This window comes from Acinetobacter modestus (genome assembly GCF_014636095.1).
Classification (GTDB): Bacteria; Pseudomonadota; Gammaproteobacteria; order Pseudomonadales; family Moraxellaceae; genus Acinetobacter; species Acinetobacter modestus.
Genome location: NZ_BMDV01000006.1, coordinates 1 through 17,005 on the forward strand (window position 1 = coordinate 1; position 17,005 = coordinate 17,005).

16 protein-coding genes, 2 tRNA genes and 1 other RNA gene are annotated in these 17,005 nt (G+C 37.6%); 6 read left to right on the plus strand and 13 right to left on the minus strand.

Going from position 1 to position 17,005, the window contains the following annotated elements; all coding sequences use genetic code 11:
• From IEV17_RS13020 to IEV17_RS13040, 5 genes are all read right to left on the minus strand, one after another.
• A partial coding sequence (locus IEV17_RS13020) for a GTP-binding protein (protein WP_081407079.1) occupies positions 1–299 on the minus strand: 299 nt, incomplete at its 3' end.
• Between the two features lie 93 nt (positions 300–392).
• Positions 393–2,531 (minus strand): elongation factor G, encoded by a 2,139-nt coding sequence (gene fusA / locus IEV17_RS13025; RefSeq protein WP_004663468.1) that lies wholly within the window; start codon positions 2,529–2,531, stop codon positions 393–395.
• A gap of 177 nt (positions 2,532–2,708) precedes the next feature.
• Complete coding sequence (gene rpsG / locus IEV17_RS13030; protein WP_004638185.1) at positions 2,709–3,179, minus strand: 30S ribosomal protein S7; 471 nt, start codon at positions 3,177–3,179, stop codon at positions 2,709–2,711.
• Positions 3,180–3,352: 173 nt separating this feature from the next.
• Positions 3,353–3,727, minus strand: coding sequence for a 30S ribosomal protein S12 (gene rpsL / locus IEV17_RS13035; RefSeq protein ID WP_004638184.1), 375 nt, complete (start codon positions 3,725–3,727; stop codon positions 3,353–3,355).
• 170 nt (positions 3,728–3,897) lie between these two features.
• Positions 3,898–5,247 (minus strand): EcsC family protein, encoded by a 1,350-nt coding sequence (locus tag IEV17_RS13040; protein WP_004663470.1) that lies wholly within the window; start codon positions 5,245–5,247, stop codon positions 3,898–3,900.
• Positions 5,248–5,536: 289 nt separating this feature from the next.
• Between IEV17_RS13040 and IEV17_RS13045 the strand changes: the two genes are divergently transcribed.
• Entirely contained in the window at positions 5,537–6,766 is a 1,230-nt protein-coding gene (locus IEV17_RS13045; protein ID WP_004663471.1) for a beta-ketoacyl synthase N-terminal-like domain-containing protein, read from the plus strand.
• Positions 6,767–6,784: 18 nt separating this feature from the next.
• Positions 6,785–7,237, plus strand: coding sequence for a CopD family protein (locus IEV17_RS13050; RefSeq protein WP_004663472.1), 453 nt, complete (start codon positions 6,785–6,787; stop codon positions 7,235–7,237).
• A 15-nt stretch (positions 7,238–7,252) separates the two neighbouring features.
• On the opposite strand, the gene IEV17_RS13055 is transcribed toward IEV17_RS13050, so the two are convergent.
• On the minus strand, positions 7,253–8,566 hold the full coding sequence (locus IEV17_RS13055; RefSeq protein WP_004663473.1) for a hypothetical protein: 1,314 nt from the start codon (positions 8,564–8,566) through the stop codon (positions 7,253–7,255).
• A 73-nt stretch (positions 8,567–8,639) separates the two neighbouring features.
• On the minus strand, positions 8,640–9,875 hold the full coding sequence (locus IEV17_RS13060; RefSeq protein ID WP_004663474.1) for a diguanylate cyclase: 1,236 nt from the start codon (positions 9,873–9,875) through the stop codon (positions 8,640–8,642).
• A 460-nt stretch (positions 9,876–10,335) separates the two neighbouring features.
• Here IEV17_RS13060 and IEV17_RS13065 point away from each other — a divergent pair, with 460 nt between their 5' ends.
• Complete coding sequence (locus tag IEV17_RS13065) at positions 10,336–10,851, plus strand: hypothetical protein (RefSeq protein ID WP_004663476.1); 516 nt, start codon at positions 10,336–10,338, stop codon at positions 10,849–10,851.
• A gap of 58 nt (positions 10,852–10,909) precedes the next feature.
• On the opposite strand, the gene IEV17_RS13070 is transcribed toward IEV17_RS13065, so the two are convergent.
• A complete protein-coding gene (locus IEV17_RS13070) occupies positions 10,910–11,080 on the minus strand; it encodes a hypothetical protein (RefSeq protein ID WP_004663477.1) in 171 nt (56 codons plus the stop codon).
• An 875-nt stretch (positions 11,081–11,955) separates the two neighbouring features.
• Between IEV17_RS13070 and IEV17_RS13075 the strand changes: the two genes are divergently transcribed.
• The gene (locus tag IEV17_RS13075; protein WP_004663482.1) at positions 11,956–13,581 is read left to right on the plus strand and encodes an NAD+ synthase; all 1,626 of its coding nucleotides are present in this window, start codon (positions 11,956–11,958) and stop codon (positions 13,579–13,581) included.
• Positions 13,574–14,605: a hypothetical protein gene (locus tag IEV17_RS13080; RefSeq protein ID WP_004663484.1), complete on the plus strand. Its 1,032-nt coding sequence runs from the start codon at positions 13,574–13,576 to the stop codon at positions 14,603–14,605. The genes IEV17_RS13075 and IEV17_RS13080 overlap by 8 nt, the downstream gene beginning before the upstream one ends.
• Positions 14,606–14,824: 219 nt before the next feature.
• Here IEV17_RS13080 and IEV17_RS13085 read toward each other — a convergent pair.
• The 5 genes from IEV17_RS13085 to coaD form a co-directional block, all read right to left on the minus strand.
• Positions 14,825–14,901: transfer RNA gene (locus IEV17_RS13085), tRNA-Met, on the minus strand.
• A 195-nt stretch (positions 14,902–15,096) separates the two neighbouring features.
• Positions 15,097–15,173, minus strand: a tRNA-Met gene (locus IEV17_RS13090).
• A 61-nt stretch (positions 15,174–15,234) separates the two neighbouring features.
• Positions 15,235–15,590: RNase P RNA component class A (rnpB, locus tag IEV17_RS13095), an RNA gene on the minus strand.
• A gap of 26 nt (positions 15,591–15,616) precedes the next feature.
• On the minus strand, positions 15,617–15,880 hold the full coding sequence (locus tag IEV17_RS13100) for a YfhL family 4Fe-4S dicluster ferredoxin (RefSeq protein WP_004663486.1): 264 nt from the start codon (positions 15,878–15,880) through the stop codon (positions 15,617–15,619).
• Positions 15,881–16,372 (minus strand): pantetheine-phosphate adenylyltransferase, encoded by a 492-nt coding sequence (gene coaD, locus IEV17_RS13105; RefSeq protein WP_004663488.1) that lies wholly within the window; start codon positions 16,370–16,372, stop codon positions 15,881–15,883.
• Between the two features lie 128 nt (positions 16,373–16,500).
• On the opposite strand from coaD, the gene smpB reads away from it, so the two are divergent.
• Positions 16,501–16,977, plus strand: a complete 477-nt coding sequence (gene smpB / locus IEV17_RS13110; protein WP_004663490.1) for an SsrA-binding protein SmpB — start codon at positions 16,501–16,503, stop codon at positions 16,975–16,977.
• Positions 16,978–17,005 lie beyond the last annotated feature (28 nt).

The window sequence follows — 17,005 nt, forward strand, 5'->3', positions numbered from 1 at the left end:
TCCATCTGAGCAGCACCAGTAATCATGTTTTTAACATAATCGGCGTGGCCCGGGCAGTCTACGTGAGCGTAGTGACGGATTGGAGAATCGTATTCTACGTGTGAAGTATTAATTGTAATACCACGTGCTTTTTCTTCAGGAGCTGAGTCGATTTGTGAGTAATCTTTCGCTTCACCGCCGTAAGTTTTTGCACAGATAGTTGCAATCGCAGCAGTTAAAGTTGTTTTACCATGGTCAACGTGACCAATTGTACCCACGTTTACGTGTGGTTTATTACGTTCAAACTTGGCTTTAGCCATGATGATCTTCCTTTATAAACTGCTCATGAGGGTCGCCCATGAGCACTTGGTTTTTTAACTAAATTTTAGTTGGGTAATATAGTAATCGAAAGATTACTCGTCGTCACCTTTTTTACCGCCAGCTTGGAACTTAGCGATGATGCCTTCAGCCACGTTACGTGGAGTTTCAGCATATTTAGCAAATTCCATAGAGTATGTCGCACGACCTTGAGACATAGAACGCATTTGAGTCGCGTAACCAAACATCTCAGCCAATGGAACTTCTGCTTTAATTGCTTTAGTTCCACCAGGAAGATCGTCCATACCTTGAACCATACCACGACGACGGTTTAAGTCACCCATGATATCGCCCATGTAGTCTTCTGGAGTTTCTACTTCAACTTTCATGATTGGTTCAAGAAGGATCGGATCAGCTTTCATGAAACCATCACGGAAAGCGTAAGAACCTGCCATTTTGAACGACAATTCGTCAGAGTCGACATCGTGGTAAGAACCGTCGAATAATGTCGCTTTGATACCCACAACAGGGTAACCAGCCAATACACCATTCTTCATACGTTCTTGAATACCTTTATCAACCGCACCAAAGAATTCTTTAGGTACTGTACCGCCGACAACTTCTTCAGCGAATTGGTATTCTTTACCAGCTTCTTCAACATCCATAGGTTCTAAACGAACATATACATGACCGAATTTACCTTTACCACCTGTTTGACGAACAAACTTACCTTCTTGTTCAACAGACTTTTTGATCGTTTCACGGTAAGCAACCATTGGTTTACCAATGTTCGCTTCAACACCGAATTCACGCTTCATACGGTCAACGATGATGTCAAGGTGAAGTTCACCCATACCAGCAATAATTGTTTGACCAGATTCTTCATCTGTACGAACGCGGAACGATGGATCTTCTTTAGCCAAACGACCTAAAGCGATAGACATTTTTTCTTGGTCAGCTTTAGTTTTTGGTTCAACAGCCAATGAAATTACTGGCTCTGGGAATTCCATACGTTCAAGTGTAATGATGTTTTTCTCATCACATAATGTATCACCAGTCGTAACGTCTTTAAGACCTACACACGCTGCGATATCACCTGCACGGATTTCATCAAGATCTTGACGTTCGTTCGCATGCATTTGCACGATACGACCAATACGTTCACGCTTAGATTTAACTGGGTTATAAACTGGATCACCTTGTTTAAGAACACCAGAATAAACACGTACGAAAGTTAAGTTACCTACGAACTTATCGTTCATGATTTTGAACGCAAGCGCAGAGAACGGTGCTTCGTCAGATGCTTCACGAGATGCTTTAGTTTCATCTTTATCGTCAAGAATACCTTCGATCGCTTTAACTTCTGTAGGCGATGGTAAGAATTCAATTACAGCATCCAACATACGTTGAACACCTTTGTTTTTGAACGCAGAACCACAAAGCATTACTTGAATTTCAGATGCTAATGTACGAGCACGAAGACCAGCGATGATTTCTTCTTTAGAAAGATCACCTTCTTCTAGGTACTTGTCCATTAATTCTTCTGAAGCTTCAGCTGCAGCTTCAACCATCTTGGTACGCCATTCTTCAGCAGTATCAACGAGGTCAGCTGGAATATCGCCGTATTCAAACTTCATACCTTGAGATGCTTCATCCCAGATAATCGCTTTCATCTCGATCAGGTCAACAACACCTGCAAACGTATCTTCAGCACCAATTGGCACAACGATAGGTACAGGATTACCACCTAAACGAGTTTTAACTTGTTCAACAGCACGGAAGAAGTTTGCACCTGTACGGTCCATCTTGTTCACGAATGCTAAACGAGGCACTTTATATTTGTTTGCTTGACGCCATACAGTTTCAGACTGAGGTTGTACACCACCTACAGCACAGTAAACCATGCACGCACCATCAAGAACACGCATAGAACGTTCAACTTCGATCGTGAAGTCTACGTGTCCCGGTGTATCAATTACGTTGATACGGTGTTGTTGAAATTGGTTACCCATACCAGACCAGAAACAAGTTGTCGCAGCTGAGGTAATTGTAATACCACGCTCTTGTTCTTGTTCCATCCAGTCCATTGTTGCTGCACCGTCATGTACTTCACCAATTTTGTGAGATACACCTGTGTAGAACAAAATACGTTCAGTTGTAGTTGTTTTACCTGCGTCAATGTGCGCAGAGATACCGATGTTACGGTAATTACTAATTGGGGTTTGGCGAGCCATGATGTCTACATTCCTAAATGTTATATTTAAAACAGGACGCATCAATTAAATTGATGCGTACAAATATTCAAGCAGGCAACTTAAATACCCGCAAAGCCCCCACTTTGGTAAAGAGCGATGTTGAATCGAGCTGCGGTACGCATGAATATTCTCCTGATTAGGGACTGTTTTATCCGCTTAGAAACGGTAGTGAGAGAAGGCTTTGTTGGCTTCAGCCATACGATGCACGTCTTCACGTTTTTTGATCGCTGCACCTTTACCTTCAGCTGCATCAAGCAACTCACCAGCAAGACGTAAAGCCATCGTTTTTTCAGAACGCTTAGCAGCAGCATCTACTAACCAACGCATAGCCAAGGCAGTACGACGGGATGGGCGCACTTCCATAGGTACTTGGTAAGTAGCACCACCAACACGGCGTGCTTTTACTTCAACCATAGGACGAACTTTTTCAAGAGTAGTCTCGAAAAATTCAACTGGGTCAACTTTATTTTTTTCTTGAACACGTTCTAAAGCACCGTAAACGATACCTTCAGCAACAGATTTTTTACCATCTTGCATTACGTGGTTCATGAATTTAGCGATTGTTTGGCTGCTAAATTTTGGATCTGGAAGGATCTCACGAGCAGCGACTACGCGACGTCTTGGCATTTTAATACACCTAATAATATGACACTTCAGGATAATCCAGCAGTTTGTACAAGTGTCATGTACGCTACGCTGGCCTTACTATACGTCGCTTGAATTACAAATCTATGAAGAATTCAAACAAGCGAAACGCTAAAGGGTTGTGGTGTTAATGTTTTCACATTAACTTCCTAGAATTACTTCTTAGGACGTTTAGCACCGTATTTAGAACGTGACTGGTTACGATCTTTAACGCCAGCACAGTCTAAAGAACCACGAACGGTATGGTAACGTACACCTGGTAAGTCTTTAACACGACCACCACGGATAAGCACAACACTGTGCTCTTGTAAGTTATGACCTTCACCACCGATATAGCTTGATACTTCAAAACCAGAAGTTAAGCGAACACGGCAAACCTTACGCATTGCTGAGTTAGGTTTTTTAGGAGTAGTCGTATATACACGTGTACATACACCACGACGTTGTGGACAAGCCTTCAACGCAGGAACTTTTGATTTTTCAATCAAAGTTGTACGACCCTTACGGATCAACTGATTTGTTGTTGCCATTTGGCAATTCTCCCGTTATTAAACAACCTTAAAAAGAAAAACACCTCTTTTTAAGGGCACATAATTGTAAGCTAAGAAGTAAAAATGGTCAACAATGCAAGATAAAGCAACTGTTGACCATTTCTATAATTTTGTTGTTTTATTGATGTCTAAATAACACCAACAAATAATTAACTGTGTTTTGTTGATGCAGGCTCTATATCGATTGTTTTTGGTTCTGTAGATAGTTCCGATTCATCGGAAGTGAGTAATTCATTTGATTGCACTTTCAAAGCAGGTTGCTGTTCAGTATGTTCGTGCTTGACCACATGCTCTGATGCAAGCTGTTGAATACCCTGCTCAACGTTTTCATTCGTCTGAATTTCTTTAGCAGCATGATCTTTAGATTGCACTGAAACATTGGTAATCACATCATTTTTGCTTTCATCAACACTACTTATTGCATTTGTCGTAGTCTCTGTTGCATTTAACAATCGTGAATTTGGCTTTCTTAATAATGCTTCCGCTTTGTAATAGGCTTCTAAAGGTGAAAGATTTTCATTCGGATATTCATTCAAATAAAAACGAGCTGCCCCGAAAACAGATTGTGCCTTGTGCCCAACATCTTCGAGTAAACGCCAACTATAAAAACCACCTAAAGCAGCACCAGCAACTGGTGTTAATTTACCAATCACAGATGCTTGAGGGATATGATTTAACCACCCCCATTTAAACTGCCCTTCCTCATCAACTAACCATTTCTTTACAAGCTCAACATCGTTGCTCGATCCAAGCAACTGCTGAAACTGTTGTAAGTCATGGGTTTCTAACATCGACTTCAAAGCTTTTAATGCAATCAATAATGTTTGTTTTTCAGCAATAATACCCAAATCAATTTCTTTAAAAATAAAGGCAACCACTTCTTGATCTGCCTCATCGGCTAAATCAAATCCATGTGAGCGACCCGTTTGATAAATTGTTCTTAGTGCTAGAACAATCGAGGCAGGAATATCAACAGCTGCACCCCAAACTCCTGTAGCACCCGTGATAACCCCTTGTGCAGCGGCTAATAATTTATTTTGTTCGATTAATGCCTGACTTAAACGTTGAGAACGCCCCGTATCTTGAGTGAGTTCGGTAATATCCTTTACACCTGCTTCTTCCAGAATCTTTTCTGTAAGTGAAGTATTGGAACTAAATTCATTCAACCACTGAAATAAATAATCAGAAACTTTTTCGCCCATGTCAGGTGAAATGAAAGATGCAACATTATTTACTTTTGTATAATGGCGACCCAAAAGTTGATGGGACAATTTAGGTAACTGTTGACGTAACATATGTTGTGGGCTTTCGTATTGCTCAATCTCAAATGGGCTTTTAAAACGCGCCTTCCCTTCGATCACATTCGATGAATCTGTAGATCCAGTTGCTAATGTTTTAGGAGCAGTTTGAAGTTTTTGTATTTCTGAACTGAGCTTTTTAGCCACTCCAAAGGCTTGGGTAAATAAACCTGAAGATTGCTTGTTTTTAGATTTTGTCATCAAGTACCTCTGTTCTATAATCTGTGCATCTCTAGGTAAATACTAGGTTGAATGTAAATTTATCTCAACTTTTATCTGTGTTCTTTCATTACCTTTTGTCTCAACTACATTTATATTTACGAATATTTACACAACTAGAAATAGGCATAAAATTTGCCATAAGAAATAAAAAACCTTTCTGCTATGATGGTGTCATTCACTCATAAGCCATTTAAATCGTTATTTTCTCCTGATTTGTACTTATAGCGATATGCACAAGGCTTCGTATTACCATAAAAGGGATCTGTAAATGAAACGTGTTGTAATCACTGGTATGGGCATTAACTCATGTATCGGTAACTCTTTAGAAGATGTCACTCATTCTTTAAAAAATGGAATCTCAGGAACACGTTTTAATCCAACTTATGCCGAATTAAATTTTAAAAGTCATGTCAGCGCTGCTGCTGAACAGGATTTTGATGGTATTGATCGTAAAATCAAGCGTTTTATGGGTGTATGCGCAATGTATGCCTATAACGCAGCGATTGCAGCGGTAGAACATGCGGGTCTAAAACAAGAAGATCTAGCAAATAATCCTCGTTATGGTATTGCAGGTGGTAGCGGCGGTAACTCAACTGCATCAGTTGCAGAGATGGTTAAGCTATTAGAAGAAAAAGGCGCACGTAAAATTGGCCCTTTCTTTGTTCCTCGTAATATGAGTAATACCATTACTGCAAATGTGGGTGTTGCACTAAAACTACAAGGTATTGCTCATTCAATTACCAGTGCCTGTGCAACTTCCGCTGATGCAATTGGTTATGCTTACAACTTAATTCAATTAGGTAAGCAAGATCTGATGCTTGCTGGTGGCGGTGAAGAAGATCACTGGTCGCAAAGCTTACTTTTTGATGCAATGGGTGCATTGTGTTCTAAATATAATGATACTCCCGAATCTGCATCTCGCCCTTACTCAGCGGATCGTGATGGTTTTGTCATCGCTGGTGGTGGTGGTTTCGTTATTCTTGAATCACTTGAACATGCACAAGCACGTGGTGCGAACATCTTAGCTGAAGTTGTTGCTTATGCAGCGAACAGCGACGGTGCAGATATGGTTGCACCAAGTGGTGAAGGTGCGACACGTTGTATCATCATGGCATTAGATGAAGCAAAACAGCATGGTGTAGAACAAATCGATTATGTCAACACACATGGTACATCAACACCAGCAGGTGACGTGACTGAGCTAAAAGCAATGGAGCGCGCATTTGGTGAAGGACAAGTTCCACCGCTTAGTTCAACTAAATCAATGACGGGTCACAGCTTAGGTGCTGCGGGTGTTCAAGAAGCGATTTATTCTGTATTGATGATGCAAAATGACTTTATCGCTCCAAACATCAACGTGACTGAGCTTGATGAAGGCGCACAAGGTTTCGATATTGTACTTGAAAAACGTGATGCAAAACTGAATACTGTGATGAGTAACAGTTTTGGCTTTGGCGGTGTAAACGCCTGCCTTATTTTCAAGAAGTGGGATGCATAATCCCACCTAGGATTATCGATGGATGCACCTTCTGATGCTTTCTTATGGGTAAAAGCATTACATATTATTGCCGTGGTTTGCTGGTTCGCTGCATTGTTCTACTTACCCCGGCTTTATGTCTACCATGCTATGAGTGAAGATGCCGTTAGCCATCAACGCTTTGAGGTGATGGAACGTAAGTTGTATCGAGGAATTATGTGGCCGTCTATGATTGCCACACTCATTACAGCCCACTTTCTTGTTGATTGGGGTGATGCAACCCGACACTACCATGAAGCTTTATGGTTCTATCTTAAAGTCGGTATGGTGGGTTTATTGGTCATATACCACTTTGTTTGCGGTTATTATCGCAAAAAATTGATTGGTAATGCCCATTATAAGTCACACAAGTTTTGGCGTTTTTTTAATGAAATGCCGACTCTCATCCTATTTGCAGTGGTGATCCTTGTTGTAGTAAAACCTCAGTTCTAACTGGGGTTTTTTTCTTTACTGGATACTGAGACAACTATCCTGATTCCAATCCACTTTTTTTAAATAAGGACTACGTATACAGAGTTTATCTTGGGTTTTATAGAACTCATATCCTTCTTTATTTAAGTTTAATTGCTCAATACTCCACTCATTTCCACTATGCAACACATTAAATACACGTATCTTGTTATCCAAAAGTCTTGATCTAACAATGTAACCAATAAATGTAGGGCTTCCCATATTTACAAAAATGTTACCTATAGCGTTTTTAAGCTTAAATACGGTTTGTTTAGCTTGCTCCTGATCCACAATTAAATTGGCTTCTTGCTTAAACCTTAGATACGGAGATTCGGATAATTGAATATAAGGTAAATACTGCTGAGCAAACTGATTCATCGTCATATTCGGTAAGAAAAATAAATTTGATTTTCTAATTAATCGCATAGGTAATGAATTATCTAGCTCGCTATTATCAGTAAAATCATTTCTTATATAATCTTCATAGCTTGGAAAACTTGTTTTTAAAAGAATTAGCTCCCCTCCAAAGACATTTTTATAAGAAAGTTGTTGGTCTATCATTGGTGGTATATTGATTGGAGTATTTTTTTCATTCGATAAAAAATGTAGCAATGTAAGCGATGAATCAATCATCCTGTGCAAGACCATTTTATAAACTAGATTTGTGGTATTAGCATATTGCAACATCAGATTATCAATGTAATTTTTTAGTGCAGAATTATTTCTATCAAGTGCTAATTTTGAAATATAAAGGTAATGTGTACTAAGTGTAGGGGAATAATTAAAAATTGGAGCATTTGCAGGTAAAGCAAGCTGATCATCGCTTTTTTCTTGTAGGCTCTTTAAATGCCTTTGAATTAGATCTTTATTTTCATCAAAAGCTTTAATTACTTTTTGTTCATTGATTTTTAATATTTCTAAATCAATTCCTTTATCTCTATTCTCATTCAAATTCAATAAAAGTTCTTTTGTAACTCCATCAACATCACCACCTACAAAACGATTAGAAATTTTTGATTCCAAAAAATTATAATCACTCCACCCACTCAATGGAGACATAAAATAATATGCCCAATATTGATGGTAACGTAATCTCCCCAACAACATAGGATCAATATTTTTTTTAGCATCGCTACCCAAAATTAAAAAAAATGGATGTTTTTTTAAATTCGGCTGATAATTTTTTTGAATAGAAAGTAGTTCCTTACTAGTACGATTAAGAGTTTGATCCTGTGACAACCAAACTAGAATAGTAATTATAAAAAAAATTGAAATTAAAAATATACAGGTGAACTTCTTAAAGCTACTCAAAATTATTACTCCCTTGTTATAAAAGTTATACTATTAAATATAACTCCTCATGAAAATAATAAATTAGATATTTCTACCACCTCACTTGATGTCGCCCCTTAAATTTTGCTTGATATAGAGCAGAATCTGCTGCTTTGATTAAATCTTCTGCCTGCATCGATTTCAATGGAATACAACTAGCAACACCGATACTGACTGAAATATTTTTTGCAACTAAAGAACCTTGATGCGGTATTGCAGCTTTATCAACTATTTTTAATATTTTTTCAGCAATATGGATTGCACCATGTAATCCTGTATTCGGTAGCAAAACTATAAACTCTTCCCCACCATAACGAGCGACTAAGTCAGCAGGACGAACCACGGCAGAACACAATGCCAAACTCACTTTTTTGATACACTCGTCTCCAGCCAAATGCCCATAGGTATCGTTATAGAACTTAAAATAATCAATATCGATAAAAATGACAGATAAGCTTGTTTTGTCTCGTAGGCTACGCATCCATTCTTGTAGAAAAATCTGATCAAAATAACGGCGATTCACTAACCCAGATAAACCATCAATTTGAGCAAGTAATGAAAGTTCATTATTCAGTTCCTCCTGTGCCCCAACCTGCTGTAAAAGTACAACTTGATGCAAAAACAATAATTTGTCCTGCCTTTCCATCAATAGAGAAATCGTTCCGCAAACAATTACTGTTGGCAAAAAATAAAGGAAAACATAAAGATCATAAGAATTTAAGGTTTTATATGCTGTCAGCCAAGCAAGAAAGCCACCCATGACACAAGAAAACATAGATACCATTGCTGTTAAGCGTAAAGCCAGCATATCGATTACAACGATCATAATGGTTGCACCCATATGATATTGTATAAGTTGAATATTTTTAAGTGACAAAGCGATATACAATTTATCCCACAGCACAACAATAATTAACAATCCTAACCAAAGCTGAAAACTTGATGCCAGTTTAGGGATATGTGCAAACACGACACCCGTAAATAAAATAATTGCACAAAGAAAAAAGTGATTGTCCCAAATTATATGGTCGTGACCCTGTAAATTTCGACTGTAAAAAACGTGTGCAATCGTCATTTCTCCAATCAGCATACATAACAGTAGTGGCCAGCCAAATTTTGCAATAGTTGTAAATTGTTTTTGTCGTTCAACTAAAAAGAAAGCGCGTAATTCTTTAGGTAAAAAAATTAAAAACGGAGATCTACTCAAAACTAATTGTGCATCTGTCAAAGTTTGTTGCTTTAACGCGGTATGAATGGAATTCTGATCCTTCCGAGCTAAAATACTCATGTTAATATCCTGATTTTATTAGAATCAATCCGATTCAGCATAGGTATCTTAAAAACTTAATATTGACTTATCTCTCCATCACAACCGATCACAGTTTAGTTTTGAAGCCCCTAACGTAAAAATAGACACTCAATTATTTTTATCGAAATATTAAGCATTTTTACAAATAAGTGTTAATTATTAGGCATTTTTAACAATCTTTCAATCAATAGTCGAATTTTCAATAACAATTACAACTATTCAAGACCATGTTTTTTAAGAAAAAATAGATGATAAAATTACTATTAATATGATTATAAAGAAAAAAATGTAATAAATTTCATCTTAAATTTTAATGAACTAAAATCAATAAATTGAATCACATCACAACAATTACAAAACTAAGCTCAATCAAAAATTGGTTTTCTAATTAAACTATTTGCTATGGTATTAAACAAATCATGAATTGAATTTGAATCAGATGAAATTATTCGAATCATTCCACGCTATTCCCTCTGTACTCATATCATTTCTCATTGTTTTTCTTAACATGAATGAATTTAAATGGCGTGGCTTAACTGATGGCGAAGTTGCTCTCGCTCAATCTGTATTCGGTGATCTGATTGATTATCATGCAGTAAAAATCTTTAACATTCCGTATTTACCGTGGCAACCATTGAATATTTTTATGGCACCAAACGGCAATCTATTTGTACATAAACAACATTTTTACCAAGATTACTCAAAATGTTCATTAGATCTTCAGGCAATTTTTATTCATGAACTCGCCCACATCTTGCAATTTCAGCAAAAAACCAATGTCATCTTAAAAGGAATGTTGTTACAGACAGGCTACTATCTTAGTTTTAAAAAGTATAATCCTTATCATTATCGCTTTATTCAAACCAAGGCTTTCACCAGTTACAACATTGAACAACAAGGTGATATTGCACGAGATATTTTTTTAAAGAAAATTCCAAATATTATTTTGAACTAATAAAAAAGCCCTGTGAAATAAATGACAGGGCTTTTAAGTTAGAAATTCGCAATCTGCTTTATGCAACAGAACCTTTGCGCATTTTAGATTTAAGTTCATGGCGGGTGTCCATATTCGTCGTAAAATCCGTATCTTTGCGTATATCATCCATGATAATTGTACCAATACGCCCCACACTAATTGCCAATCCAAAAGCAATTACTGGAAATAAAATTGTTGAAATCATCATCACTCTAACCTCTTGAATATAAGAAATTCTTAACTGACTGATTAAATCTAAAGTTTATTTGTCTTGCTCTTGAAACATCACAGTACCAATGCGACCCACAACGACAGCTAAACCAAATGCAACTACAGGCAATAATAAAACTGACATATTCGTTACCTCTTCAATTATCAATAAATATCTATTTACAATTAGGCTTGTTTGTCTTGCTCTTGGAACATTACGGTACCAATACGACCCACAACGACAGCCAAACCAAATGCAACTACGGGAAATAATAAAACTGACATATTCGTTACCTCTTTTTGTATGTTACTCACATACTTGATTTAAATTACAGTGTACATATGTTCACATTAATTAGGATAATAGCAGTGCACAAATGTACACTCAAGCAATAAATAGATTTACCCGACGAATGGTATAAAAAACAATCAAAAAACATAAGACATTGAATTTATTTATTTTTAAAATAATAAACCACTCAATAAATTAATCTTTTTTGCGAATTTTATTGGTGATTGAATAGGTCTAGCGTATAAAAAAATCTGTATTTGCTGTAATTAATCTGTCACCAGAGTATGAAAAGATGAAATGAAAAATTATACAAAAGCACTAAATTTTGAAATTTTTGCCTAATAGATTGATATGGATAACTTCAAATACACAGATTGATCCATAGATCTTCGTATTTTATACAGAAAAACTTGTTATTTTTACGCAGAAAAATGTGCATTTAGTATATATTAGTGAACTTGTCATTTTTCTTTAAGATGCAGAATGTTTAGCACCATGATATACAAACGTTTTTAAAACTATACTTATATAAATCAAAATCTTGTATATCAGCACTTGTTAAGACTTAGGATTAGGTTTGAATGAAAAATTTTAAAATTGCCCTTGCTCAATTTTCTCCGCATATTGGCAATATTGACGCAAATACTCAAAAGATGGTTGAGCAAGCAAATTTAGCGAAACAACAACAGGCTGATCTGATCATCTTCCCTGAACTTTCTACGCTAGGTTACCCAGCTGAAGACTTATTACTTCGCCCGAATTTACAAAAACGCACTCAAAAAGCGTTCGCTCAATTAAGTGAAGTAAAAGATATCGTCATGGTATTCGGTTTCGTACATCAAACTGAAGATGGTCACCGTTACAACTCAGCCGCAGTGATTAAAGATGGGCAAGTTTTAGGAATATACAACAAACAGAACTTACCAAATTATGGCGTATTTGACGAAAAACGTTATTTCCAAGATGGCCATCAACATCTCGTTTTTGAGTATTTAGGTCATAAGTTTGGTGTGCTGATTTGTGAAGATGTTTGGTCACTGAATACCGTCAAACAACTTAGCCAACTGAATGTTGAAACTGTGCTTGTCTTAAATGCTTCTCCGTATGAAGTTGGCAAACCGCAGCATCGCATCCAAACATTAAATGAACTCGCAAAACAACTGAATCTGAATATTGTTTATGTCAATCAAGTGGGTGGACAGGACGATCTTATTTTTGACGGGTCAAGTTTTGTTAGTAACAAAAATGGCGAACTTGCATTACAAGCACCAAGTTTTCAAGAATCTGTTTATGTGACTGAATATGATGCAGAGCAAAAACAGTTTAAAACTGCTAATGCCATCCCAACTTTAGATACTTTTGCCGAAATCTATCAAGCATTGGTCATGGCAACACGTGACTACGTGCAACGCTCAGGATTCCCAGGTGTGATCTTGGGCTTATCAGGTGGAATCGATTCAGCCTTGACACTTGCTATTGCTGTTGATGCGATTGGTGCTGATAAAGTACAAGCCGTGATGATGCCTTATACTTACACCTCTCAAATGAGTGTAGAAGATGCAACAGAACAAGCACGTCGTATGGGTGTAACGTTCGGTATTGCAGAGATTCACCCAATCGTTAATAGCTTCATGCAGACCCTATTCCCGTTCTTTGGCAATACGCCAGCGGATGCAACGGAAGAAAACTTACAAGCGCGTACCCGTGGTACGCTGCTCATGGGTTTATCAAATAAGTTTGGCAACCTTGTACTTTCAACAGGTAACAAGTCTGAAATTTCAGTCGGTTATTGCACACTGTATGGTGATATGGTCGGTGGCTTTTCTGTATTAAAAGATGTCTATAAAACTATCGTCTTCGAATTAGCAAAATACCGTAATACATTAAGTGAAACACCTGTGATCCCTGAGCGTGTCATTACTCGCCCACCTTCAGCAGAGCTGCGTCCTGATCAAACAGACCAAGACTCTTTACCTGCTTATGATGTACTTGATGCAATTCTGTACGCTTATATCGAAGAAGATCTTAGCCAAGCAGACATAATTGCAAAAGGCTACGAAGCTGAAGTGGTTGAAAAAGTAATACGCTTAGTTGATCGTAATGAATACAAGCGTCGTCAGGGTGCAATTGGCCCACGTATTAGTTCACGTGCTTTCAGTCGCGAACGACGCTACCCTATCGTCAATGGATGGACCGCGAATGACTGAAAAAATTGTTTCTGAAAAGTCACAATTACTTGCTCAAGCACTTATGCTTGAGCAAGTGGCATTTTATAAAAATCAGCTTACTACACAGCTTTCTCCTGAGTTCTTTCAGCAGTTTATTCAGTTGTTTCTACAACATGCACCAAATATCAAACTGAAAGAAGTAATAGAGCTTGAACAAATCCAAGCTGTTGTTAAGCGTTATGCCTTTGAAATGCAGCTTGGTGCTGGACTGTTAGAGTTTATTGGTGAAATTGCTCAACGCTTGCATGTTTTTTCTTTGCAGTCTTCAGCACATTTAGAAGATGTTTTTTCGGATCACCAATTTGAAATGTGGTTATCTAAATTTCTCGAATTAGAAAATATTCGACATTATTTAAACCACTTCTTGAAAGAAAGTCCTTCAATTCAGCAATTATGCCAATATATTGCAACCACAACTTTACAAAATAGATTACCAAAATTATTTTCACAATCTGACGAAGAACAAATTTCTGAAAGCAAATATCAGTGGCAGCAGAAACTAAAGACTTTTTCACATCGTCAACAACAACGCATTGAACAGAAAATCGAAGAAAGTATTGCTCGCTTTATCCAAGAACAACTTGCCGATTTAAGCTTACTTTCAAACGATGATTTAGAGAGTCTGGCGCGTAATATTTGGGAAGATAATAAAGCTAAACCTTTATCTGAATATACCAAACAAGTCACACCTCTGGATGTTGAAGAATTCTTTGTAATGATTTATGAATACTGGAAAGAGCTACGCCAGTCTTCCTATATTCAAGATCTGATTCTATACGGAGTAAAAGTCTTTTACGATTTTTATGAAGACGAAAGTTTAGAGGATGTATTTGCTGCTATCGGAATTGAAGAATCGGATCTTCAAAATGAAGCTGTACGTTTTTATCCTAAAGTCGTTGTAGCCTTAGATGAACATGGTGTATTAGAACCTATTATCACCATGATCGTAAAACCTTTTTATGAAAGTCATCAAACTCTAGCGACGATTGAAAAGCATTTATAATTTTTATTTTTTCTGCTGAGATATATTGAGACTAAATCAATATATCTCTTTAATTTTCTAATTCAATCACATTAAAGCTAATCAACTGAAGCCATCAGAAAATCTGATGGCTATTCTTTTTTACCTTAAATCTATAAATAATATTCAGTTGATACAGGATAAGTTGAGTAGCCAATAAAAGCACATAAAAAAAACCACGCAGGAGCGTGGTCTATAAAATGGTGGCTATGACGAGACTTGAACTTGTGACCCCCGCATTATGAGTGCGGTGCTCTAACCAACTGAGCTACATAGCCGTAAACTGTGTGCGCATTATCTAGTGTTCTATACAACAGGTCAAGTGTATGGCATTGAAAACATGAAACATATGAACAGTTTTTGTGCTTTTAATTTTTATTTGATTACTTTTCAACAAATCTTCTCTCAAACAGAAAAATTAATTAAAAAAAGTTCAAATAAAAAAAGACCACGCAGGAGCGTGGTCTATAAAATGGTGGCTATGACGAGACTTGAACTTGTGACCCCCGCATTATGAGTGCGGTGCTCTAACCAACTGAGCTACATAGCCGAAAACTGTGGGCGCATTATCTTAACTTTCAATACACACGTCAAGCACAATTTCAAAAAATTTGAGAAGTGGGCCTATAAGCCGGGTTCTGTCGAGGACGATCATTCCTCTAGGCGTACAATCACTCATACGCTCAAGCGACCTACCCGAATCCAGCACGGGCCGTGCCTCAGGATTCCTATTTGGTCTTGCTTCTGGTGGGGTTTACCTTGCCGTGAACTGTTACCAGACACGCGGTGCGCTCTTACCGCACCCTTTCACCCTTACCTCACGAATGAGGCGGTCTACTCTCTGCTGCACTTGCCGTCGACTTTCGCCGCCCAGGCGTTACCTGGCACCTTGCCCTATGAAGCCCGGACTTTCCTCCCCTGTTTCAGTCACGGAGACCTCCACAGCAGCGACCGTCCAGCCCACTTCGTGGCGCATATTATCAAAGTTAGAAATTAATTGCTCGCATTTTTTTGTGCAGTTAATTTTTTATATTTTGCCATCAACTCATCTTGTGACTCGACATGCTGAGGATCAAGCGGAATACAATCAACTGGACAAAATAACTGACACTGTGGCTGATCATGATGCCCAATGCACTCTGTACAAAGTGCAGGGTTAATTTCATAAATCAATTCCCCCATATAAATGGCTTCATTGGGGCATACTGGCTCACAAACATCACAGTTAATGCATTCATCAGTAATATAAAGAGACATCTACCAACCTTGCTGATGTTTACGTTCAAATGCCTCAACAACAACAGCGGGCACAAACTTATTCACATCACCTTTCAATCGAGCAATTTCTCTTACCAATGTTGATGAAATAAATGAATATTGCTCTGACGGGGTTAAAAATACTGATTCGAAATGAGGATCAAGTTGGCGGTTCATATTTGCCAACTGAAATTCATATTCAAAATCTGAAATTGCTCTTAAACCACGCAGTACCGCTGTTGCACGTTGTTCACGAAAGAAATTGACCAATAAACCATCAAAACCAACAAACTCTACATTAGACAAATGGCTTAATGAAGCTTTTGCTAATTCTACACGCTCTTCTAAACTAAACACTGGATTTTTATGATGACCAATTGCAATTGCAACAACCACTTCATCAAACATTTTTGATGCTCTTGCAACCAAATCAACGTGTCCGTTGGTAATTGGATCGAAAGTCCCCGGATAAATCACACGTGTTTTAGACATGCGTTGTACTCTAGTTAATGAGATAAGGTACATATTTTAACAAATTTAGCTCTAAACGCGAAATTGCTAAACGATGGAAAAAGATTGCATTTTACGGCACAATATATGTAATTGTGGAAGTTTGAATTATGGCGCAAGCAACAGTAGTAAAAAAACATAATGGTGGCACGATTGCTCAAAATAAAAGAGCGCGTCACGATTACTTTATCGAAGAAAAATTTGAAGCAGGCATGTCCCTCCAAGGTTGGGAGGTTAAGTCTTTACGTGCAGGTCGTATGACTCTGTCCGAAAGTTATGTCATTTTTAAAAATGGTGAAGCCTTCTTATTCGGTTCACAAATTCAGCCGTTATTATCGGCATCAACGCATGTGGTTCCTGAATCTACACGAACACGTAAGTTATTACTTTCTCGTCGCGAACTAGAAAAACTTTTGGGTGCCGTCAATCAAAAAGGCTATTCATGTGTACCTTTAGCATGTTATTGGAAAGGTCATTTGGTTAAGCTAGAAATCGCACTTGTTAAAGGTAAGCAATTACACGACAAACGTGCAACTGAAAAAGACCGTGATTGGCAAAGAGATAAAGCACGAATGTTGCATAAGTAAGTCAAAAAAAGAGCTTTGTATAAAACAA

Bases quoted from the DNA above. Each gene is read 5' to 3' on its own strand.
- fusA (WP_004663468.1), bottom strand. From the start codon at position 2,531: ATGGCTCGCCAAACCCCAATTAGTAATTACCGTAACATCGGTATCTCT.
- rpsG (WP_004638185.1), bottom strand. From the start codon at position 3,179: ATGCCAAGACGTCGCGTAGTCGCTGCTCGTGAGATCCTTCCAGATCCA.
- rpsL (WP_004638184.1), bottom strand. From the start codon at position 3,727: ATGGCAACAACAAATCAGTTGATCCGTAAGGGTCGTACAACTTTGATT.
- IEV17_RS13040 (WP_004663470.1), bottom strand. From the start codon at position 5,247: ATGACAAAATCTAAAAACAAGCAATCTTCAGGTTTATTTACCCAAGCC.
- IEV17_RS13045 (WP_004663471.1), top strand. From the start codon at position 5,537: ATGAAACGTGTTGTAATCACTGGTATGGGCATTAACTCATGTATCGGT.
- IEV17_RS13050 (WP_004663472.1), top strand. From the start codon at position 6,785: ATGGATGCACCTTCTGATGCTTTCTTATGGGTAAAAGCATTACATATT.
- IEV17_RS13060 (WP_004663474.1), bottom strand. From the start codon at position 9,875: ATGAGTATTTTAGCTCGGAAGGATCAGAATTCCATTCATACCGCGTTA.
- IEV17_RS13065 (WP_004663476.1), top strand. From the start codon at position 10,336: ATGAAATTATTCGAATCATTCCACGCTATTCCCTCTGTACTCATATCA.
- IEV17_RS13070 (WP_004663477.1), bottom strand. From the start codon at position 11,080: ATGATGATTTCAACAATTTTATTTCCAGTAATTGCTTTTGGATTGGCA.
- IEV17_RS13075 (WP_004663482.1), top strand. From the start codon at position 11,956: ATGAAAAATTTTAAAATTGCCCTTGCTCAATTTTCTCCGCATATTGGC.
- IEV17_RS13080 (WP_004663484.1), top strand. From the start codon at position 13,574: ATGACTGAAAAAATTGTTTCTGAAAAGTCACAATTACTTGCTCAAGCA.
- IEV17_RS13100 (WP_004663486.1), bottom strand. From the start codon at position 15,880: ATGTCTCTTTATATTACTGATGAATGCATTAACTGTGATGTTTGTGAG.
- coaD (WP_004663488.1), bottom strand. From the start codon at position 16,372: ATGTCTAAAACACGTGTGATTTATCCGGGGACTTTCGATCCAATTACC.
- smpB (WP_004663490.1), top strand. From the start codon at position 16,501: ATGGCGCAAGCAACAGTAGTAAAAAAACATAATGGTGGCACGATTGCT.